Origin of the sequence: Streptomyces fulvoviolaceus (genome assembly GCF_000718165.1) — a bacterium.
Taxonomy (GTDB): Bacteria; Actinomycetota; Actinomycetes; order Streptomycetales; family Streptomycetaceae; genus Streptomyces; species Streptomyces fulvoviolaceus.
Window position 1 is genome coordinate 18,645 of sequence record NZ_JOEY01000072.1, and the last position, 17,265, is coordinate 35,909.

Sequence of the window (17,265 nt, forward strand, 5' to 3'; positions counted from 1 at the left end):
TACACAGGAAGGCCGGGGCGTCTCTGTGCGGCGGAAGGACTGGCCGGTGGTACTGACGATCAACGTGGCGGTTCTGCTGGCTGTCGTCATCTGGGTGCGACTGCGTCGCCGTACCCAGGCCCGGAGCCGGTCCGACGAGCGACTGACCGTGGCCATCGTGCTGGTCTTCGGGGTGCTGATCGCCCCGACCGCCTTCGGCCGCGGAATCCTGGACGTCGTGGGCCAGGTCGCGCAGGGGGTGACGGAGTCGGGGAGCCCGTGAGATCCGTCAGGTGAAGTCCCGGCGAACAGTGTGCGGCGCATCGGCGAGGCTTCGGGCAACTCGGCGGCGCCACGGTGCGGAATGTTCTTGTCTGTTCGCTGTGGGGTGGTTGTGGCCGCCGTAACGTGAGTCGTCCGGCGGCCGTCGAGCCGGCGTTCACCGGTGAGGATGGGCTGGGTTTCTGATGCGTGGCGCGCAGAGCGGATCGTCGGCACCTACGCGGGTCGTGGGCGGGCTCCAGCAGCCGCTCCCGCCGCTCGTCGACCCGCCGACGCAGCGGCTGCGCCTGGGCAGACACGCGGCCGCTCCCGCCGTACGGGCGCGCCCGCGGCTGTACGCCATCGACGGGATCAGGCTCGTCGCCGCGCTCATGGTGGCCGTGCACCACTACGCCGGCACGAACCGCGTGAACCAGCCGGGCAACGCGATCTGGGGCCGGCCGGTGTCGGACATCATGCCGACGGTGTTCCACTTCGCGACCTACGGCTGGATCGGCGTCGAGATCTTCTTCGTGATCAGCGGCTTCGTGATCTGCATGTCGTGCTGGGGGCGTACGCCGAGGCAGTTCTTCGTCTCGCGCGTGATCCGGCTGTATCCCGCGTACTGGTGCGCCATCGTCCTCACCACGGGTGTGCTGGTGGCCCTGCCCGGCGTCTGGGAACGGCAGCCGCTGCGTGAGGTCCTGCTCAACTTCACGATGCTGCAGGCCGGTTCGGGCGTCGCGAACGTCGACGGCGTGTACTGGACGCTCTGGTCCGAGCTCCGCTTCTACCTGCTCTTCCTGGTCGTCGTCGCGACCGGGCTGACGTACCGCAAGGTCGTCGTCTTCTGCTGTGTGTGGGGCGCGGTGGCGATGCTCGCGCCGGTCGCCGGCTTCCCGCTGCTGGAGCTGGTGGCCAATCCGCAGGGCGCCTGGTACTTCATCGCGGGGCTGACGCTGTACCTCATGCACCGCTTCGGCCAGGACCTGCTGCTGTGGGGCATCCTCGGAATGGCCTGGCTGATGGGCCAGCTGGAGCTGGGACACCGGATCGACGAGGTCGAGCACGTGTCCGGGTGGCGGGGGAGCGTGGTGATCTTCACCGTGTTCCTGCTGGTCATGGTGGCGATCGCGCTCGGCGCGACGGACCGCATCCGCTGGAAGTGGCTGGTCACGGCAGGCGCGCTGACGTATCCGCTCTACCTGACGCACTACGTGGCCGGTACGACGCTGATCAACCGGTTCCGCGACACGATGGACGCGCGGCTGCTGGTCGCGCTGGTGATCGCCGGGTTCCTGGCGCTGAGCTGGCTGGTGCACCGATTTGTGGAGCGGCCGGTGGCCGGGGTCCTGAAGAGGGGGCTGGACACGTCGTTCGCCCGGCTGCGGAACGCGGGGCAGGGCCGCTGACGTACGTCCCGGACGTACGGCTGGGTCTTCGGTCAAGTCGCCGTGCTGACGGTCGAGTTCACCGCCATCGCGGCGGCCGCCCTAGGACCGGACCGGATCGGCACACGGGCGGTCGGGAGGCTGCGGCCGGCCGAGGCGGGGATCTGAGAGGCGACATTCGGGTCCACCGGGGTGGCTGCGGTTTGACCTGCGTCACTCCCGGGGTATTCTCTCCGGCTCGATTGGCCAGCCCCCTGCCCCATATGGCAGACTGTCGGAGTTGCTCGGTCGAGTGTTGATGCTGCGCGCCTCCCGCCGGGAGGACCGGAAGCGAGTCCCACAGTACTCGTCGTTCCAACTGCCGTAAGGCAGCGCTGGGACGGACGTACGGGAATCTTTCGGGAAGTGTTAGTGCGGCACCGGCCAGGCGCCCGGTGGGCCTCCGGCCCCCGACTTGCGGTTCCGGAAGGGCCGTGTTCCCAGGCAAGGGATGTCTCATGTGGGACATCTGTGTCAGCGAGAGCACGACACGCCCGACCGCGTGGGTCGGAGGACGGACCAAGGAACTCCGGGTTCCAGAGCGTAAGAAGAGACAGGACTACTGAGTAGCCATGGCGGGACAGAAGATCCGCATCCGGCTCAAGGCCTACGACCACGAGGTCATCGACAGCTCGGCGAAGAAGATCGTCGAGACGGTGACCCGCACTGGTGCGTCGGTCGCGGGCCCGGTGCCGCTGCCCACTGAGAAGAACGTGTACTGCGTCATCAAGTCGCCGCACAAGTACAAGGACTCGCGCGAGCACTTCGAGATGCGCACGCACAAGCGCCTGATCGACATTCTCGACCCGACCCCCAAGACCGTTGACTCTCTGATGCGACTCGACCTCCCGGCCGGTGTCGACATCGAGATCAAGCTCTGAAGGCCGGTGATCTGAGAATGGCTAAGCAGATCAAGGGCATCCTGGGCGAGAAGCTCGGCATGACGCAGGTGTGGGACGAGAACAACCGTGTTGTTCCGGTCACCGTCGTCAAGGCCGGCCCGAACGTCGTCACCCAGGTCCGTACGAACGACAGCGACGGCTACGAGTCGGTCCAGATCGCCTTCGGCGAGATCGACCCGCGCAAGGTGAACAAGCCCCTCAAGGGCCACTTCGCCAAGGCCGACGTCACGCCCCGCCGCCACCTCGTCGAGATCCGCACCGCGGACGCCTCCGAGTACACGCTGGGCCAGGAGATCTCCGCGGAGGTCTTCGAGGCCGGCGTCAAGGTGGACGTGACCGGCAAGAGCAAGGGCAAGGGCTTCGCCGGTGTCATGAAGCGTCACAACTTCAAGGGCCTCGGCGCCGGACACGGCACCCAGCGCAAGCACCGCTCCCCCGGCTCCATCGGTGGCTGCGCCACCCCGGGCCGCGTGTTCAAGGGCCTCCGCATGGCGGGTCGCATGGGCAACGAGCGGGTCACCACCCAGAACCTGACCGTTCACGCCGTTGACGCGGAGAAGGGCCTGCTCCTCATCAAGGGCGCGGTTCCTGGTCCGAACGGCGGCCTCGTCCTGGTCCGCACCGCGGCCAAGGGGGCCTGAGGACTATGAGCACCATTGACATTCTGTCGCCTTCCGGCGACACCGCCGGGACCGTTGAGCTCCCGGCCGAGATCTTCGACGTCGAGAAGATCAGCATCCCGCTGATCCACCAGGTCGTCGTCGCGCAGCTGGCCGCCGCCCGTCAGGGCACGCACAAGGTCAAGCGTCGTGGCGAGGTCCGTGGTGGCGGCAAGAAGCCCTACCGCCAGAAGGGCACCGGCCGCGCCCGTCAGGGTTCGACCCGTGCGCCGCAGTTCGCCGGCGGTGGCGTCGTCCACGGCCCCACGCCGCGTGACTACTCGCAGCGGACCCCGAAGAAGATGAAGGCTGCCGCTCTGCGTCACGCCCTCACCGACCGGGCCCGCCACAACCGCATCCACGTCGTCTCCGGCGTCATCGAGGGCGAGAGCCCGTCGACGAAGGCCGCGAAGACGCTCTTCGGCAAGATCAGCGAGCGCAAGAACCTGCTGCTCGTCATCGACCGTGCCGACGAGGCCGCGTGGCTGTCCGCCCGCAACCTGCCCCAGGTCCACATCCTGGAGCCGGGCCAGCTGAACACGTACGACGTTCTCGTCTCGGACGACGTGGTCTTCACCCAGGCCGCTTTCGAGTCCTTCGTGTCTGGCCCCCAGGCCGCTGACACCGAAGGGAGCGAAGCCTGATGGCTACGCGTCACCCGAGCATCGCCTCGAAGGCCGCCAAGGCCGCCAAGGCCGCGCGCGTCGCCAAGGCGCGTCGCCACGAGGCCGAGGGCAAGAACACCGTCGTCACGCCGGCCAGCAAGGCGTTCACGGACCCCCGTGACATCCTGCTGAAGCCGGTCGTGTCCGAGAAGAGCTACGCGCTTCTCGACGCGGGCAAGTACACGTTCGTCGTGGCCCCCGGCGCCAACAAGACCCAGATCAAGCAGGCCGTCCAGGCGGTCTTCTCGGTCAAGGTCACCGGCGTCAACACGATCAACCGCCAGGGCAAGCGCAAGCGGACGAAGACGGGCTTCGGCAAGCGTGCCGACAGCAAGCGCGCGATCGTGACCCTTGCCGAGGGCGACCGTATCGACATCTTCGGCGGTCCGACCGCGTAAGCGGGTCGGATCGTCCGATATCGGACGAGGACTGAGAAATGGGAATCCGCAAGTACAAGCCGACTACGCCGGGCCGTCGTGGCTCCAGCGTCGCCGACTTCGTCGAGGTCACGCGGTCCACGCCGGAGAAGTCGCTGGTCCGCCCGCTGCACAGCAAGGGCGGCCGTAACAACGCCGGTCGTGTGACCGTTCGCCACCAGGGTGGCGGACACAAGCGCGCCTACCGAGTGATCGACTTCCGTCGTCACGACAAGGACGGCGTGCCGGCGAAGGTCGCGCACATCGAGTACGACCCCAACCGCACCGCGCGCATCGCGCTGCTGCACTACGCGGACGGCGAGAAGCGCTACATCCTCGCCCCGCGCAACCTGCAGCAGGGTGACCGCGTCGAGAACGGTCCCGGGGCCGACATCAAGCCGGGCAACAACCTGGCGCTCCGCAACATCCCGGTCGGTACCACGATCCACGCGATCGAGATCCGTCCCGGTGGCGGCGCCAAGTTCGCCCGCTCCGCCGGTGCCTCGGTGCAGCTGCTGGCGAAGGAGGGCACGATGGCCCACCTTCGTATGCCCTCCGGTGAGATCCGCCTGGTCGACCAGCGCTGCCGCGCCACGGTCGGCGAGGTCGGCAACGCCGAGCAGAGCAACATCAACTGGGGCAAGGCCGGCCGCAAGCGCTGGCTGGGCGTCCGCCCGACCGTCCGCGGTGTGGCGATGAACCCGGTTGACCACCCGCACGGTGGTGGTGAGGGCAAGACCTCCGGTGGTCGCCACCCGGTCTCGCCGTGGGGTCAGAAGGAGGGTCGTACTCGTTCGCCGAAGAAGGCTTCGAACAAGTACATCGTCCGCCGCCGCAAGACGAACAAGAAGCGCTAGGAGCGGGTTTAGATGCCGCGCAGTCTCAAGAAGGGGCCCTTCGTCGACGACCACCTCATCAAGAAGGTGGACGTCCAGAACGAAGCGGGTTCCAAGAACGTCATCAAGACCTGGTCCCGTCGCTCGATGATCGTCCCGGCCATGCTGGGCCACACGATCGCGGTGCACAACGGCAAGACCCACATTCCGGTGTTTGTCACCGAGTCGATGGTCGGCCACAAGCTCGGCGAGTTCTCGCCGACGCGCACCTTCCGGGGTCACGTCAAGGACGACCGGAAGTCGAAGCGCCGCTAACGCGGGGTGGAATGACCATGACAGACACTGGAAGGACAACCATGGAAGCCAGGGCCCAGGCGCGGTACATCCGCGTCACGCCCATGAAGGCCCGCCGAGTGGTGGACCTTATCCGTGGCATGGACGCCACGGAGGCTCAGGCGGTCCTGCGTTTCGCCCCGCAGGCCGCGAGCGTGCCGGTCGGCAAGGTGCTGGACAGCGCCATTGCCAACGCCGCACACAACTACGACCACACCGACGCCGACAGCCTCGTCATCTCCGAGGCGTACGTCGACGAGGGTCCGACCCTGAAGCGGTTCCGTCCGCGTGCTCAGGGCCGCGCCTACCGGATCCGCAAGCGGACCAGCCACATCACCGTGGTCGTCAGCAGCAAGGAAGGAACCCGGTAATGGGCCAGAAGGTAAACCCGCACGGGTTCCGGCTCGGCATCACCACGGACTTCAAGTCCCGGTGGTACGCCGACAAGCTGTACAAGGACTACGTCAAGGAAGACGTCGCCATCCGTCGGATGATGACGTCCGGCATGGAGCGCGCCGGCATCTCGAAGGTGGAGATCGAGCGCACCCGTGACCGTGTGCGTGTGGACATCCACACCGCTCGTCCGGGCATCGTCATCGGCCGCCGTGGCGCCGAGGCCGACCGCATCCGCGGTGACCTCGAGAAGCTCACGGGCAAGCAGGTCCAGCTGAACATCCTCGAGGTCAAGAGCCCCGAGACCGACGCTCAGCTGGTTGCCCAGGCCGTCGCCGAGCAGCTCTCCTCCCGCGTCTCCTTCCGTCGCGCCATGCGTAAGAGCATGCAGGGCACGATGAAGGCCGGCGCCAAGGGCATCAAGATCCAGTGCGGTGGCCGCCTCGGTGGCGCCGAGATGTCCCGCTCGGAGTTCTACCGCGAGGGCCGTGTGCCCCTGCACACGCTCCGCGCGAACGTCGACTACGGCTTCTTCGAGGCCAAGACGACCTTCGGCCGCATCGGTGTGAAGGTCTGGATCTACAAGGGCGACGTCAAGAACATCGCCGAGGTCCGCGCCGAGAACGCCGCAGCCCGCGCCGGCAACCGCCCGGCCCGTGGTGGCGGCGGCGCCGACCGCCCGGCCCGTGGTGGCCGTGGTGGCGAGCGTGGCGGTCGCGGTCGTAAGCCGCAGCAGGCTCCCGCTGCCGAGGCCCCCAAGGCCGAGGCTCCGGCGGCTGCCGCTCCGGCTGAGAGCACCGGAACGGAGGCCTGAGGGACATGCTGATCCCCCGTAGGGTCAAGCACCGCAAGCAGCACCACCCGAAGCGCCGTGGTCAGGCCAAGGGTGGTACGACGGTCGCGTTCGGCGAGTACGGCATTCAGGCCCTCACGCCGGCGTACGTGACCAACCGCCAGATCGAGGCGGCTCGTATCGCGATGACCCGCCACATCAAGCGTGGCGGCAAGGTCTGGATCAACATCTACCCGGACCGCCCGCTCACGAAGAAGCCTGCCGAGACCCGCATGGGTTCCGGTAAGGGTTCTCCGGAGTGGTGGATCGCGAACGTGCACCCGGGTCGGGTCATGTTCGAGCTGTCCTACCCCAACGAGAAGATCGCCCGTGAGGCCCTCACTCGCGCAGCCCACAAGCTGCCGATGAAGTGCCGGATCGTCAAGCGCGAGGCAGGTGAAGCGTGATGTCGGCCGGTACCAAGGCGTCCGAGCTGCGCGAACTGGGTGACGAGGAGCTTCTCGCGAAGCTCCGCGAAGCCAAGGAAGAGCTGTTCAACCTCCGCTTCCAGGCGGCGACGGGCCAGCTCGAGAACCACGGTCGGCTCAAGGCCGTCCGTAAGGACATCGCGCGGATCTACACCCTGATGCGTGAGCGCGAGCTGGGCATCGAGACGGTGGAGAGCGCCTGATGAGTGAGAACAACGTGACTGAGCAGACTGCAGAGGCCCGCGGCTTCCGCAAGACCCGTGAGGGTCTCGTCGTCAGCGACAAGATGGACAAGACCGTCGTCGTCGCCGTCGAGGACCGCGTCAAGCACGCGCTGTACGGCAAGGTCATCCGCCGTACGAACAAGCTCAAGGCGCACGACGAGCAGAACGCTGCCGGCGTCGGCGACCGTGTCCTCCTCATGGAGACGCGTCCGCTGTCCGCCACGAAGCGCTGGCGCATCGTCGAGATCCTCGAGAAGGCCAAGTAATTTCCTGCGGGGGTAATCCCGCAGGTCAGTTCCGCCAGGCTCGGCAGGGGCCCAACTCCCGTAAGGGATAAGGCCCCTGCCGGGAACCGGCAGACAAACAGGAGATAGACGTGATCCAGCAGGAGTCGCGACTGCGTGTCGCCGACAACACTGGTGCGAAGGAAATCCTTTGCATCCGTGTGCTCGGTGGCTCCGGTCGCCGCTACGCGGGCATCGGTGACGTCATCGTCGCCACCGTCAAGGACGCGATCCCCGGCGGCAACGTGAAGAAGGGTGACGTCATCAAGGCGGTCATCGTTCGCACCGTCAAGGAGCGCCGCCGTCCGGACGGCTCGTACATCCGCTTCGACGAGAACGCCGCTGTCATTCTGAAGAACGACGGCGACCCTCGTGGCACCCGTATCTTCGGCCCGGTCGGCCGGGAGCTGCGCGAGAAGAAGTTCATGAAGATCATCTCGCTCGCGCCGGAGGTGCTGTAAGCATGAAGATCAAGAAGGGCGACCTGGTCCAGGTCATCACCGGTAAGGACAAGGGCAAGCAGGGCAAGGTCATCGCGGCCTTCCCCCGCGAGGACCGCGTCCTGGTCGAGGGTGTCAACCGGGTCAAGAAGCACACCAAGGCCGGCCCCACCGCCAAGGGTTCGCAGGCCGGCGGCATCGTCACGACCGAGGCGCCCGTCCACGTCTCCAACGTCCAGCTGGTCGTTGAGAAGGACGGCAACAAGGTCGTCACGCGTGTCGGTTACCGCTTCGACGACGAGGGCAACAAGATCCGCGTTGCCAAGCGGACGGGTGAGGACATCTGATGGCTACCACCACCACTCCGCGTCTCAAGACGAAGTACCGCGAGGAGATCGCGGGCAAGCTGCGTGAGGAGTTCTCCTACGAGAACGTCATGCAGATCCCCGGCCTCGTCAAGATCGTGGTCAACATGGGTGTGGGCGACGCCGCCCGCGACTCCAAGCTGATCGACGGCGCGATTCGCGACCTCACCACGATCACCGGTCAGAAGCCGGCCGTCACCAAGGCCCGTAAGTCCATCGCGCAGTTCAAGCTGCGTGAGGGCCAGCCGATCGGTGCCCACGTCACGCTTCGTGGCGACCGCATGTGGGAGTTCCTGGACCGCACCCTGTCGCTCGCGCTGCCGCGCATCCGCGACTTCCGTGGTCTGTCCCCCAAGCAGTTCGACGGCCGTGGCAACTACACCTTCGGTCTCACGGAGCAGGTCATGTTCCACGAGATCGACCAGGACAAGATCGACCGCACCCGGGGTATGGACATCACCGTGGTGACCACGGCGACCAACGACGCTGAGGGCCGTGCGCTCCTTCGTCACCTCGGCTTCCCCTTCAAGGAGGCGTGAACGAGATGGCGAAGAAGGCTCTGATCGCGAAGGCTGCTCGCAAGCCCAAGTTCGGCGTGCGTGGTTACACGCGCTGCCAGCGCTGCGGCCGTCCCCACTCCGTGTACCGCAAGTTCGGCCTGTGCCGCGTGTGCCTTCGTGAGATGGCTCACCGTGGCGAGCTGCCGGGCGTGACCAAGAGCTCCTGGTAATCCCCCTAATCAGGGATTCCAGGGCTCTCGGTAAGTAAAGGGCTCGGTCAGGTGCCCACCCCTCCATGGCTTAGGCTAGGAGGGTTGGGCGCCTGATTGCCGCCCATACGACTTACTACGCCGTAGGTCCACCGCGCCGCACCCGCCCCGTCTCGGATCGGGGAGAGGGATGGCGCACCAGGAAACCCCGGCGAGAGAGGCCGAAGGCCAATTCATGACCATGACTGATCCGATCGCAGACATGCTTACGCGTCTGCGGAACGCGAACTCGGCATACCACGACTCCGTGACGATGCCGGCGTCCAAGATCAAGTCTCACATCGCGGAGATCCTCCAGCAGGAGGGCTTCATCACGGGCTGGAAGGTCGAGGACGCCGAGGTCGGCAAGAACCTCGTCCTCGAGCTGAAGTTCGGCCCGAACCGTGAGCGCTCCATCGCGGGCATCAAGCGGATCTCCAAGCCCGGTCTCCGGGTTTACGCGAAGTCCACCTCCCTGCCCAAGGTGCTGGGCGGCCTCGGCGTGGCGATCATCTCCACGTCGCACGGTCTCCTCACCGACAAGCAGGCCGGCAAGAAGGGCGTAGGCGGAGAAGTTCTCGCCTACGTCTGGTAGCGGAAGGGAACGGAGGAAACAGCTATGTCGCGCATTGGCAAGCTCCCCATCACGGTTCCCGCCGGCGTGGACGTCACCATCGACGGCCGTACGGTTTCGGTGAAGGGCCCCAAGGGCTCTCTCTCCCACACCGTCGCTGCGCCGATCGACATCGCCAAGGGTGAGGACGGCGTTCTCAACGTCACCCGCCCCAACGACGAGCGTCAGAACAAGGCCCTCCACGGCCTGTCCCGCACGCTGGTGGCGAACATGATCACCGGCGTGACCGAGGGTTACGTGAAGAAGCTCGAGATCAGCGGTGTCGGTTACCGCGTGCAGGCCAAGGGTTCGAACCTCGAGTTCGCGCTCGGCTACAGCCACCCGATCACCGTCGAGGCGCCCGAGGGAATCACCTTCAAGGTGGAGAACCCGACCCGCTTCCAGGTCGAGGGCATCGACAAGCAGAAGGTCGGCGAGGTTGCGGCCAACATCCGCAAGCTGCGCAAGCCCGACCCGTACAAGGCCAAGGGCGTCAAGTACGAGGGCGAAGTCATCCGCCGCAAGGTCGGAAAGGCGGGTAAGTAAGCCATGGCATACGGACAGAAGATCCTCAAGGGCGACGCTTACAAGCGTGCCGCGATCAAGCGTCGCCACATCCGGATCCGTAAGCACATCTCGGGTACGGCTGAGCGTCCGCGCCTCGTCGTGACGCGCTCCAACCGCCACATCGTGGCCCAGGTCATCGACGACATCAAGGGTCACACCCTGGCGTCGGCGTCGACCCTGGACACCACGATCCGCGGTGGCGAGGGCGACAAGTCCGCGCAGGCCAAGTCGGTCGGCGCCCTGGTCGCCGAGCGCGCCAAGGCCGCCGGTGTCGAGGCTGTCGTATTCGACCGTGGTGGCAACCAGTACGCCGGGCGCATTGCTGCCCTGGCGGACGCCGCCCGCGAAGCCGGACTCAAGTTCTGAGCCGCTTCCGTAGCTAGCGGAAACAGAGAGAGGTAATCCAATGGCTGGACCCCAGCGCCGTGGAAGCGGTGGCGGCGAGCGGCGGGACCGGAAGGGCCGTGACGGCGGCGCTGCTGCCGCCGAGAAGACCGCGTACGTTGAGCGCGTCGTCGCGATCAACCGCGTCGCCAAGGTTGTGAAGGGTGGTCGTCGCTTCAGCTTCACTGCGCTCGTCGTAGTGGGCGATGGCGATGGCACCGTCGGTGTCGGTTACGGCAAGGCCAAGGAGGTGCCGGCCGCGATCGCCAAGGGTGTTGAAGAGGCCAAGAAGCACTTCTTCAAGGTCCCCCGTATCCAGGGCACCATCCCGCACCCGATTCAGGGTGAGAAGGCTGCCGGCGTCGTTCTGCTCAAGCCCGCGTCCCCCGGTACCGGCGTTATCGCCGGTGGCCCGGTGCGTGCCGTGCTCGAGTGCGCCGGTATCCACGACATCCTGTCGAAGTCGCTCGGCTCCGACAACGCGATCAACATCGTGCACGCCACCGTGGCGGCCCTCAAGGGCCTGCAGCGTCCCGAGGAGGTCGCGGCCCGCCGTGGCCTGCCCCTCGAGGACGTCGCCCCCGCGGCTCTGCTGCGTGCACGTGCGGGAGCGGGTGCGTAATGGCTCGCCTCAAGGTCACGCAGACGAAGTCGTACATCGGCAGCAAGCAGAACCACCGTGACACTCTGCGGTCCCTTGGTCTCAAGGGGATCAACACCGTGGTCGTCAAGGAGGACCGCCCCGAGTTCCGCGGAATGGTGCACACCGTCCGCCACCTCGTGACGGTTGAGGAGGTCGACTGATCATGGCGGAGAACAACCCGCTCAAGATCCACAACCTCCGTCCCGCCCCGGGCGCCAAGACCGCCAAGACCCGTGTGGGTCGTGGTGAGGCGTCGAAGGGTAAGACGGCCGGTCGTGGTACCAAGGGTACGAAGGCCCGTTACCAGGTTCCGGAGCGCTTCGAGGGTGGCCAGATGCCCCTCCACATGCGTCTTCCGAAGCTGAAGGGCTTCAAGAACCCGTTCAAGACCGAGTTCCAGGTCGTGAACCTCGACAAGCTGGGCGCGCTGTACCCCGAGGGTGGCGAGGTCACCGTCGAGGACCTCGTGGCCAAGGGTGCCGTTCGCAAGAACAGCCTCGTCAAGGTCCTCGGCCAGGGCGAGATCTCCGTGGCGCTGCAGGTGACGGTCGACGCCGTCTCCGGCTCCGCCAAGGAGAAGATCACCGCCGCCGGCGGTACCGTCACCGAGCTCGTCTGAATTCATCAGGCGTCTCGATGACTTGAGCGATCCCGACCGGGGATACCCCTATAAATGGGGTATCCCCGGTTGGTCGTTCCAAGGGGGGCAGTCTCGCCGGTAAGGTGGCCTGCACTGTCCACTTTCACAGAGTGCTTCACGTGGGGCACTCTGAGCGGCAGTTGACCGTTACTCATGTCGTTATTCCATTGGACCCTCAAGACCGTCACCTCTGACGCAGTAGCGCGGGGGTCGCAGGAGGCACCGTGCTCACCGCGTTCGCCCGGGCGTTCAAGACGCCCGACCTGCGCAAGAAGCTGCTCTTCACGCTCGGCATCATCGTGGTCTACCGGGTCGGTACCCACGTTCCGATCCCGGGTGTCAACTACACGGCCGTCCAGCAGTGTGTGGACGAGGCCTCCGGCAACCAGGGCCTCTTCGGCCTGGTCAACATGTTCAGTGGCGGCGCGCTGCTGCAGATCACGATCTTCGCGCTGGGCATCATGCCGTACATCACGGCGAGCATCATCCTGCAGCTGCTGACCGTGGTGATCCCGCGCCTGGAAGCCCTCAAGAAGGAGGGCCAGGCCGGTACGGCGAAGATCACGCAGTACACCCGTTACCTGACCGTGGCGCTCGCCATCCTTCAGGGCACCGGTCTGGTGGCCACCGCCCGCAGCGGCGCTCTCTTCTCCGGCTGCACGGTCGCCTCCGGCATCGTCCCGGACCGTGCGATCTTCACCACCATCACGATGGTGGTCTGCATGACCGCCGGTACGGCCGTCGTCATGTGGCTCGGTGAGCTCATCACCGACCGCGGCATCGGCAACGGCATGTCGATCCTGATGTTCATCTCGATCGCCGCCACCTTCCCGTCCGCGCTGTGGGCCATCAAGAAGCAGGGCACCCTGGCCGACGGCTGGATCGAGTTCGGCACCGTCATCGCCGTCGGCCTGGTCATGGTCGGCCTGGTGGTCTTCGTCGAGCAGGCCCAGCGCCGTATCCCGGTGCAGTACGCGAAGCGCATGATCGGCCGTCGTTCCTACGGCGGCACGTCCACCTACATCCCGTTGAAGGTGAACCAGGCGGGCATCATCCCTGTGATCTTTGCCTCGTCGCTGCTCTACATCCCGGCGCTGGTCGCGCAGTTCTCGAGCGGGACCTCGGGATGGAAGACCTGGATCGAGTCCAACCTCGTCAAGGGTGACCACCCCATTTACATCAGCACGTACTTCTTGCTGATCATTTTCTTCGCGTTCTTCTACGTGGCGATCTCCTTCAACCCCGAGGAAGTCGCCGACAACATGAAGAAGTATGGTGGCTTCATCCCGGGCATCCGGGCTGGCCGACCGACCGCTGAGTACCTGTCTTACGTACTCAACCGGATCACCTGGCCGGGTTCGCTGTACTTGGGTCTGATCGCTCTCGTACCGACGATGGCGTTGGTCGGCTTCGGGGCAAGCCAGAACTTCCCGTTCGGTGGGACCAGCATCCTGATCATCGTGGGTGTGGGTCTCGAGACGGTGAAGCAGATCGAGAGCCAGCTCCAGCAGCGCAATTACGAAGGGTTCCTCCGCTGATGCGTATCGTCCTCGTCGGGCCGCCGGGTGCCGGTAAGGGAACGCAGGCTGCGTTCCTAGCCCAGAACCTGTCGATCCCGCACATCTCCACGGGCGACCTGTTCCGGGCCAACATCAGCAAGCAGACGGAGCTCGGCAAACTCGCGAAGTCCTACATGGACAAGGGCGAGCTGGTGCCGGACGAGGTCACCATTGCGATGGCCAAGGACCGCATGGAACAGCCCGACGCGGTGAACGGCTTCCTGCTGGACGGCTTCCCGCGCAACGTCTCGCAGGCCGAGGCGCTGGACGAGATGCTGCAGCACGAGGACATGAAGCTCGACGGGGTCCTGGACCTCGAGGTCCCCGAGACGGAGGTCGTCAAGCGCATCGCCGGCCGCCGCATCTGCCGTAACGACTCGGCGCACGTCTTCCATGTGTCGTACAAGGCGCCGAAGCAGGAAGGCGTCTGTGACGTCTGCGGCGGCGAGCTGTACCAGCGGGACGACGACTCCGAGGAGACGGTCCGTAAGCGGCTGGAGGTCTACCACACGCAGACCGAGCCGATCATCGACTACTACAAGGCGCAGGGGCTGGTCGTGACCATCTCCGCGCTGGGCAAGGTCGAAGAGGTCACGGGCCGCGCCATGGAGGCGCTCAAGCGCGAGGACGACGCCGCGTAGGCGGTTTCTTCTGTACGTCGTGGTAGCCGCGGTTCCCTGCTGAGGGGGCCGCGGCTGCTGCGTGGGTGCACGTATCGTTGAGGGCACCCGTATTCACCCCGGTCCACGACCCGGTCCAAGAAAGGCCCCCGCCGCCATGGTGCAGATCAAGAGCCCCGAGCAGATCGCCAAGATGCGTGAGGCGGGGCTCGTCGTCGCCGCCATCCACGCGGCGACGCGTGAGGCCGCGGTGCCCGGGGCCACGACGAAGGACCTGGACCAGGTCGCGCGCAAGGTGCTCGCCGAGCACGACGCGAAGCCGAACTTCCTTGGCTACGGCGGTTTCCCGGCCACGATCTGCACGTCCGTCAACGAGGTCGTCGTCCACGGCATCCCGTCCGACGAGGTGGTGCTCAAGGACGGCGACATCATCTCCATCGACTGCGGCGCGATCATCGACGGCTGGCACGGTGACGCGGCCTACACCGCGTTCGTGGGCTCCGGGCACGCTCCGGAGCTGGTCGAGCTCTCCCGGGTGACCGAGGAGTCGATGTGGGCCGGCATCGCGGCGATGAAGCTGGGCAACCGGCTCGTGGACGTCTCCCGGGCCATCGAGACGTACATCCGCCGCCAGCCGAAGCCCGGCGGCGGCAAGTACGGGATCATCGAGGACTACGGCGGCCACGGCATCGGCACCGAGATGCACATGGACCCGCACCTGCTGAACTACGTCGAGAAGCGCCGCGGCAAGGGCCCCAAGCTGGTCCCCGGCTTCTGCCTCGCGATCGAGCCGATGGTCTCCCTGGGCACCCCGAAGACGGAGGTCCTCTCGGACGACTGGACGGTCATCACGACCGACGGCACGTGGTCGTCGCACTGGGAGCACTCGGTGGCGCTGACGGAGCAGGGTCCGCTTGTGCTGACGGCTCCTGACGGGGGCAGGGCGAAGCTTGCCGAGCACGGGGTTGCCACGGCTCCGGATCCGCTGGCGTGAGTCGTTTGCCGTCCGCGGGTGCGTGGGGGCTGGTCGCGCCCCGGGGCGGAGCCGCAAATCGATACAGCCCCGCGCCCCTGACGGGGCGCTGCAGTGCCCGGCGTGCTTAATGATCTCCCCTCTGGGGCATCCTTCCTCGATTCGTCTTTCCGGGTGCCCTGACGTAGACTGACTCGTCGGCTCTCGTGCACCCGCATGTCCGCATGCGCCCATCAGGGAAACGCAGGGGAGTCGATCAAGGTAGTCGATTCGAAGGGCGAAGCGTGGCCAAGAAGCAAGGTGCCATCGAGATCGAGGGCACTGTCGTCGAGTCTCTTCCGAACGCCATGTTCAAGGTTGAGCTCCAGAACGGCCACCAGGTTCTGGCACACATCAGCGGCAAGATGCGTATGCACTACATCCGCATCCTCCCTGACGACCGGGTCGTGGTGGAGCTGTCTCCGTACGACCTGACGCGTGGCCGGATCGTCTACCGGTACAAGTAGATCTTGCCCGCGCCCCGGGCCTCCCGTGGCGATGGCACTGACCCGGAGAACCTCACCCCATGAAGGTCAAGCCGAGCGTCAAGAAGATCTGCGACAAGTGCAGGGTGATCCGCCGTCACGGTCGGGTCATGGTCATCTGCGACAACCCGCGCCACAAGCAGCGCCAGGGCTGATCGCAAACAGGCCTCACCCTCTGCCTTCGCAGAGACTTCGCGCGACGCGAGCTGAAAATGTAAATACGCGGAACCCGGACACCTGGTGTCCGACACCCTCGGTTCGGAGGCTGAGGACCCAGTTCGTACCTGGTACGGCGGCTGGGAAGCGGTTCTGCGTCAGACCTCCGAAGATCAACTGGAGCCATTGAATGGCACGCGTTTCCGGTGTTGACATCCCGCGCGAAAAGCGCGTGGAGGTCGCCCTGACCTACGTGTTCGGCATCGGTCGGACTCTCTCCCAGCTGACGCTGGCCGAGACCGGCATCAACCCGAACACCCGCGTTCGCGACCTCTCCGAGGAGGAGCTCGTCGCGATTCGTGAGTACGTCGACAACAACATCAAGACCGAGGGTGACCTCCGTCGCGAGATCCAGGCCGACATCCGCCGCAAGGTCGAGATCGGCTGCTACCAGGGTCTCCGTCACCGTCGTGGTCTGCCCGTCCGTGGTCAGCGCACCAGCACGAACGCTCGTACCCGCAAGGGCCCGCGTCGCGCCATCGCCGGCAAGAAGAAGCCGGGCAAGAAGTAGTCCTCAGCGGACAACGCTTCATCAGCGGTCTTCGCTGTAGGACCGACCACCTCCCGTAGGAGTTATAGATGCCCCCCAAGGGTCGTCAGGGCGCTGCCAAGAAGGTGCGCCGCAAGGAAAAGAAGAACGTCGCTCACGGGCACGCTCACATCAAGAGCACGTTCAACAACACGATCGTCTCGATCACGGACCCCTCGGGCAACGTGATCTCCTGGGCCTCCGCCGGCCACGTCGGCTTCAAGGGCTCGCGCAAGTCCACTCCCTTCGCCGCGCAGATGGCCGCCGAGTCGGCCGCCCGCCGCGCGCAGGAGCACGGCATGCGCAAGGTGGACGTGTTCGTCAAGGGTCCCGGCTCCGGCCGTGAGACCGCGATCCGCTCCCTCCAGGCCACCGGCCTCGAGGTCGGCTCGATCCAGGACGTCACCCCCACCCCGCACAACGGCTGCCGTCCGCCCAAGCGCCGCCGCGTCTGATCTTCGACGCAGGCTGCTTGGTCTGAGGTTTTCGGGCGGTACGGCTCTTCGGAGTCGTATCGCCCGTACCCTTGTAACAAATCAGGGCGTCAAATAGCGGGCGCCCCTGACAGAAGGAACGCAACATGCTGATCGCTCAGCGCCCCTCGTTGACCGAAGAGGTCGTCGACGAGTTCCGCTCCCGGTTCGTGATCGAGCCGCTGGAGCCGGGCTTCGGTTACACCCTCGGCAACTCCCTGCGTCGCACGCTCCTCTCCTCGATCCCGGGTGCGGCGGTCACGTCCATCCGCGTCGACGGCGTTCTGCACGAGTTCACCACCGTGCCGGGCGTCAAGGAGGACGTCACC

At 66.0% G+C, this 17,265-nt stretch carries 30 protein-coding genes and 1 pseudogene; all 31 read left to right on the forward strand.

Annotated elements, in window-relative coordinates; all coding sequences use genetic code 11:
* Positions 1 to 46: 46 nt before the first annotated feature.
* Complete coding sequence (locus IG08_RS0147400; protein ID WP_030619119.1) at positions 47 to 262, forward strand: hypothetical protein; 216 nt, start codon at positions 47 to 49, stop codon at positions 260 to 262.
* Positions 263 to 446: 184 nt separating this feature from the next.
* Entirely contained in the window at positions 447 to 1,652 is a 1,206-nt protein-coding gene (locus IG08_RS0147405; RefSeq protein ID WP_030619122.1) for an acyltransferase family protein, read from the forward strand.
* 590 nt (positions 1,653 to 2,242) lie between these two features.
* On the forward strand, positions 2,243 to 2,551 hold the full coding sequence (gene rpsJ / locus IG08_RS0147415; RefSeq protein WP_003948644.1) for a 30S ribosomal protein S10: 309 nt from the start codon (positions 2,243 to 2,245) through the stop codon (positions 2,549 to 2,551).
* 17 nt (positions 2,552 to 2,568) lie between these two features.
* Positions 2,569 to 3,213, forward strand: a complete 645-nt coding sequence (gene rplC, locus IG08_RS0147420; RefSeq protein ID WP_030619125.1) for a 50S ribosomal protein L3 — start codon at positions 2,569 to 2,571, stop codon at positions 3,211 to 3,213.
* Between the two features lie 5 nt (positions 3,214 to 3,218).
* Positions 3,219 to 3,875 carry a 50S ribosomal protein L4 gene (gene rplD, locus IG08_RS0147425; protein ID WP_030619128.1) on the forward strand — a complete coding sequence of 219 codons (657 nt, stop codon included), beginning with the start codon at positions 3,219 to 3,221 and terminating at the stop codon, positions 3,873 to 3,875.
* Positions 3,875 to 4,294 (forward strand): 50S ribosomal protein L23, encoded by a 420-nt coding sequence (rplW, locus tag IG08_RS0147430; protein WP_030619131.1) that lies wholly within the window; start codon positions 3,875 to 3,877, stop codon positions 4,292 to 4,294. The genes rplD and rplW overlap by 1 nt, the downstream gene beginning before the upstream one ends.
* Before the next feature lie 38 nt (positions 4,295 to 4,332).
* Positions 4,333 to 5,169 (forward strand): 50S ribosomal protein L2, encoded by an 837-nt coding sequence (gene rplB, locus IG08_RS0147435; protein WP_030039757.1) that lies wholly within the window; start codon positions 4,333 to 4,335, stop codon positions 5,167 to 5,169.
* Between the two features lie 12 nt (positions 5,170 to 5,181).
* The gene (rpsS, locus tag IG08_RS0147440) at positions 5,182 to 5,463 is read left to right on the forward strand and encodes a 30S ribosomal protein S19 (protein WP_030619138.1); all 282 of its coding nucleotides are present in this window, start codon (positions 5,182 to 5,184) and stop codon (positions 5,461 to 5,463) included.
* Positions 5,464 to 5,504: 41 nt separating this feature from the next.
* Complete coding sequence (rplV, locus tag IG08_RS0147445; protein WP_030619142.1) at positions 5,505 to 5,852, forward strand: 50S ribosomal protein L22; 348 nt, start codon at positions 5,505 to 5,507, stop codon at positions 5,850 to 5,852.
* The gene (rpsC, locus tag IG08_RS0147450; protein WP_030619145.1) at positions 5,852 to 6,688 is read left to right on the forward strand and encodes a 30S ribosomal protein S3; all 837 of its coding nucleotides are present in this window, start codon (positions 5,852 to 5,854) and stop codon (positions 6,686 to 6,688) included. Before rplV ends, rpsC begins: the two co-directional genes overlap by 1 nt.
* Positions 6,689 to 6,693: 5 nt before the next feature.
* On the forward strand, positions 6,694 to 7,113 hold the full coding sequence (rplP, locus tag IG08_RS0147455; RefSeq protein ID WP_004927269.1) for a 50S ribosomal protein L16: 420 nt from the start codon (positions 6,694 to 6,696) through the stop codon (positions 7,111 to 7,113).
* Positions 7,113 to 7,337 carry a 50S ribosomal protein L29 gene (gene rpmC, locus IG08_RS0147460; RefSeq protein WP_003998824.1) on the forward strand — a complete coding sequence of 75 codons (225 nt, stop codon included), beginning with the start codon at positions 7,113 to 7,115 and terminating at the stop codon, positions 7,335 to 7,337. Before rplP ends, rpmC begins: the two co-directional genes overlap by 1 nt.
* A complete protein-coding gene (gene rpsQ, locus IG08_RS0147465) occupies positions 7,337 to 7,624 on the forward strand; it encodes a 30S ribosomal protein S17 (protein WP_010354232.1) in 288 nt (95 codons plus the stop codon). Before rpmC ends, rpsQ begins: the two co-directional genes overlap by 1 nt.
* Positions 7,625 to 7,734: 110 nt before the next feature.
* Positions 7,735 to 8,103 carry a 50S ribosomal protein L14 gene (gene rplN / locus IG08_RS0147470; protein ID WP_003992364.1) on the forward strand — a complete coding sequence of 123 codons (369 nt, stop codon included), beginning with the start codon at positions 7,735 to 7,737 and terminating at the stop codon, positions 8,101 to 8,103.
* Between the two features lie 2 nt (positions 8,104 to 8,105).
* The gene (rplX, locus tag IG08_RS0147475; RefSeq protein WP_006376030.1) at positions 8,106 to 8,429 is read left to right on the forward strand and encodes a 50S ribosomal protein L24; all 324 of its coding nucleotides are present in this window, start codon (positions 8,106 to 8,108) and stop codon (positions 8,427 to 8,429) included.
* Positions 8,429 to 8,986 (forward strand): 50S ribosomal protein L5, encoded by a 558-nt coding sequence (gene rplE / locus IG08_RS0147480; protein ID WP_030619154.1) that lies wholly within the window; start codon positions 8,429 to 8,431, stop codon positions 8,984 to 8,986. Before rplX ends, rplE begins: the two co-directional genes overlap by 1 nt.
* Before the next feature lie 5 nt (positions 8,987 to 8,991).
* Positions 8,992 to 9,177: a type Z 30S ribosomal protein S14 gene (locus tag IG08_RS0147485; protein ID WP_003948630.1), complete on the forward strand. Its 186-nt coding sequence runs from the start codon at positions 8,992 to 8,994 to the stop codon at positions 9,175 to 9,177.
* A 214-nt stretch (positions 9,178 to 9,391) separates the two neighbouring features.
* Positions 9,392 to 9,790: a 30S ribosomal protein S8 gene (rpsH, locus tag IG08_RS0147490; protein WP_013001411.1), complete on the forward strand. Its 399-nt coding sequence runs from the start codon at positions 9,392 to 9,394 to the stop codon at positions 9,788 to 9,790.
* Positions 9,791 to 9,814: 24 nt separating this feature from the next.
* Positions 9,815 to 10,354: a 50S ribosomal protein L6 gene (rplF, locus tag IG08_RS0147495; RefSeq protein ID WP_030619159.1), complete on the forward strand. Its 540-nt coding sequence runs from the start codon at positions 9,815 to 9,817 to the stop codon at positions 10,352 to 10,354.
* Positions 10,355 to 10,357: 3 nt separating this feature from the next.
* Positions 10,358 to 10,741 (forward strand): 50S ribosomal protein L18, encoded by a 384-nt coding sequence (gene rplR / locus IG08_RS0147500; RefSeq protein WP_020132625.1) that lies wholly within the window; start codon positions 10,358 to 10,360, stop codon positions 10,739 to 10,741.
* Between the two features lie 40 nt (positions 10,742 to 10,781).
* Positions 10,782 to 11,381, forward strand: a complete 600-nt coding sequence (gene rpsE / locus IG08_RS0147505; protein WP_030619164.1) for a 30S ribosomal protein S5 — start codon at positions 10,782 to 10,784, stop codon at positions 11,379 to 11,381.
* The gene (gene rpmD, locus IG08_RS0147510) at positions 11,381 to 11,563 is read left to right on the forward strand and encodes a 50S ribosomal protein L30 (RefSeq protein WP_006376032.1); all 183 of its coding nucleotides are present in this window, start codon (positions 11,381 to 11,383) and stop codon (positions 11,561 to 11,563) included. The genes rpsE and rpmD overlap by 1 nt, the downstream gene beginning before the upstream one ends.
* A gap of 2 nt (positions 11,564 to 11,565) precedes the next feature.
* Positions 11,566 to 12,021 (forward strand): 50S ribosomal protein L15, encoded by a 456-nt coding sequence (rplO, locus tag IG08_RS0147515; protein WP_007384079.1) that lies wholly within the window; start codon positions 11,566 to 11,568, stop codon positions 12,019 to 12,021.
* Positions 12,022 to 12,266: 245 nt separating this feature from the next.
* Entirely contained in the window at positions 12,267 to 13,580 is a 1,314-nt protein-coding gene (gene secY / locus IG08_RS0147520; protein ID WP_030619166.1) for a preprotein translocase subunit SecY, read from the forward strand.
* Positions 13,580 to 14,242 (forward strand): adenylate kinase, encoded by a 663-nt coding sequence (locus tag IG08_RS0147525; protein ID WP_030619168.1) that lies wholly within the window; start codon positions 13,580 to 13,582, stop codon positions 14,240 to 14,242. Before secY ends, IG08_RS0147525 begins: the two co-directional genes overlap by 1 nt.
* Before the next feature lie 136 nt (positions 14,243 to 14,378).
* A complete protein-coding gene (map, locus tag IG08_RS0147530) occupies positions 14,379 to 15,215 on the forward strand; it encodes a type I methionyl aminopeptidase (protein ID WP_030619170.1) in 837 nt (278 codons plus the stop codon).
* Between the two features lie 263 nt (positions 15,216 to 15,478).
* Complete coding sequence (infA, locus tag IG08_RS0147535; protein WP_003948620.1) at positions 15,479 to 15,700, forward strand: translation initiation factor IF-1; 222 nt, start codon at positions 15,479 to 15,481, stop codon at positions 15,698 to 15,700.
* 59 nt (positions 15,701 to 15,759) lie between these two features.
* Positions 15,760 to 15,873, forward strand: a complete 114-nt coding sequence (rpmJ, locus tag IG08_RS0147540) for a 50S ribosomal protein L36 (protein ID WP_003974245.1) — start codon at positions 15,760 to 15,762, stop codon at positions 15,871 to 15,873.
* 191 nt (positions 15,874 to 16,064) lie between these two features.
* Positions 16,065 to 16,445, forward strand: coding sequence for a 30S ribosomal protein S13 (gene rpsM / locus IG08_RS0147545; RefSeq protein ID WP_030619172.1), 381 nt, complete (start codon positions 16,065 to 16,067; stop codon positions 16,443 to 16,445).
* A gap of 68 nt (positions 16,446 to 16,513) precedes the next feature.
* Positions 16,514 to 16,918 carry a 30S ribosomal protein S11 gene (rpsK, locus tag IG08_RS0147550; protein ID WP_003956432.1) on the forward strand — a complete coding sequence of 135 codons (405 nt, stop codon included), beginning with the start codon at positions 16,514 to 16,516 and terminating at the stop codon, positions 16,916 to 16,918.
* Positions 16,919 to 17,043: 125 nt separating this feature from the next.
* A pseudogene (locus tag IG08_RS0147555) lies at positions 17,044 to 17,265 on the forward strand (DNA-directed RNA polymerase subunit alpha); the annotation flags it as partial.

Bases quoted from the DNA above. Each gene is read 5' to 3' on its own strand.
- IG08_RS0147405 (WP_030619122.1), top strand. From the start codon at position 447: ATGCGTGGCGCGCAGAGCGGATCGTCGGCACCTACGCGGGTCGTGGGC.
- rpsJ (WP_003948644.1), top strand. From the start codon at position 2,243: ATGGCGGGACAGAAGATCCGCATCCGGCTCAAGGCCTACGACCACGAG.
- rplC (WP_030619125.1), top strand. From the start codon at position 2,569: ATGGCTAAGCAGATCAAGGGCATCCTGGGCGAGAAGCTCGGCATGACG.
- rplD (WP_030619128.1), top strand. From the start codon at position 3,219: ATGAGCACCATTGACATTCTGTCGCCTTCCGGCGACACCGCCGGGACC.
- rplW (WP_030619131.1), top strand. From the start codon at position 3,875: ATGGCTACGCGTCACCCGAGCATCGCCTCGAAGGCCGCCAAGGCCGCC.
- rplB (WP_030039757.1), top strand. From the start codon at position 4,333: ATGGGAATCCGCAAGTACAAGCCGACTACGCCGGGCCGTCGTGGCTCC.
- rpsS (WP_030619138.1), top strand. From the start codon at position 5,182: ATGCCGCGCAGTCTCAAGAAGGGGCCCTTCGTCGACGACCACCTCATC.
- rplV (WP_030619142.1), top strand. From the start codon at position 5,505: ATGGAAGCCAGGGCCCAGGCGCGGTACATCCGCGTCACGCCCATGAAG.
- rpsC (WP_030619145.1), top strand. From the start codon at position 5,852: ATGGGCCAGAAGGTAAACCCGCACGGGTTCCGGCTCGGCATCACCACG.
- rplP (WP_004927269.1), top strand. From the start codon at position 6,694: ATGCTGATCCCCCGTAGGGTCAAGCACCGCAAGCAGCACCACCCGAAG.
- rpmC (WP_003998824.1), top strand. From the start codon at position 7,113: ATGTCGGCCGGTACCAAGGCGTCCGAGCTGCGCGAACTGGGTGACGAG.
- rpsQ (WP_010354232.1), top strand. From the start codon at position 7,337: ATGAGTGAGAACAACGTGACTGAGCAGACTGCAGAGGCCCGCGGCTTC.
- rplX (WP_006376030.1), top strand. From the start codon at position 8,106: ATGAAGATCAAGAAGGGCGACCTGGTCCAGGTCATCACCGGTAAGGAC.
- rplE (WP_030619154.1), top strand. From the start codon at position 8,429: ATGGCTACCACCACCACTCCGCGTCTCAAGACGAAGTACCGCGAGGAG.
- IG08_RS0147485 (WP_003948630.1), top strand. From the start codon at position 8,992: ATGGCGAAGAAGGCTCTGATCGCGAAGGCTGCTCGCAAGCCCAAGTTC.
- rpsH (WP_013001411.1), top strand. From the start codon at position 9,392: ATGACCATGACTGATCCGATCGCAGACATGCTTACGCGTCTGCGGAAC.
- rplF (WP_030619159.1), top strand. From the start codon at position 9,815: ATGTCGCGCATTGGCAAGCTCCCCATCACGGTTCCCGCCGGCGTGGAC.
- rplR (WP_020132625.1), top strand. From the start codon at position 10,358: ATGGCATACGGACAGAAGATCCTCAAGGGCGACGCTTACAAGCGTGCC.
- rpsE (WP_030619164.1), top strand. From the start codon at position 10,782: ATGGCTGGACCCCAGCGCCGTGGAAGCGGTGGCGGCGAGCGGCGGGAC.
- rpmD (WP_006376032.1), top strand. From the start codon at position 11,381: ATGGCTCGCCTCAAGGTCACGCAGACGAAGTCGTACATCGGCAGCAAG.
- rplO (WP_007384079.1), top strand. From the start codon at position 11,566: ATGGCGGAGAACAACCCGCTCAAGATCCACAACCTCCGTCCCGCCCCG.
- IG08_RS0147525 (WP_030619168.1), top strand. From the start codon at position 13,580: ATGCGTATCGTCCTCGTCGGGCCGCCGGGTGCCGGTAAGGGAACGCAG.
- map (WP_030619170.1), top strand. From the start codon at position 14,379: ATGGTGCAGATCAAGAGCCCCGAGCAGATCGCCAAGATGCGTGAGGCG.
- rpmJ (WP_003974245.1), top strand. From the start codon at position 15,760: ATGAAGGTCAAGCCGAGCGTCAAGAAGATCTGCGACAAGTGCAGGGTG.
- rpsM (WP_030619172.1), top strand. From the start codon at position 16,065: ATGGCACGCGTTTCCGGTGTTGACATCCCGCGCGAAAAGCGCGTGGAG.
- rpsK (WP_003956432.1), top strand. From the start codon at position 16,514: ATGCCCCCCAAGGGTCGTCAGGGCGCTGCCAAGAAGGTGCGCCGCAAG.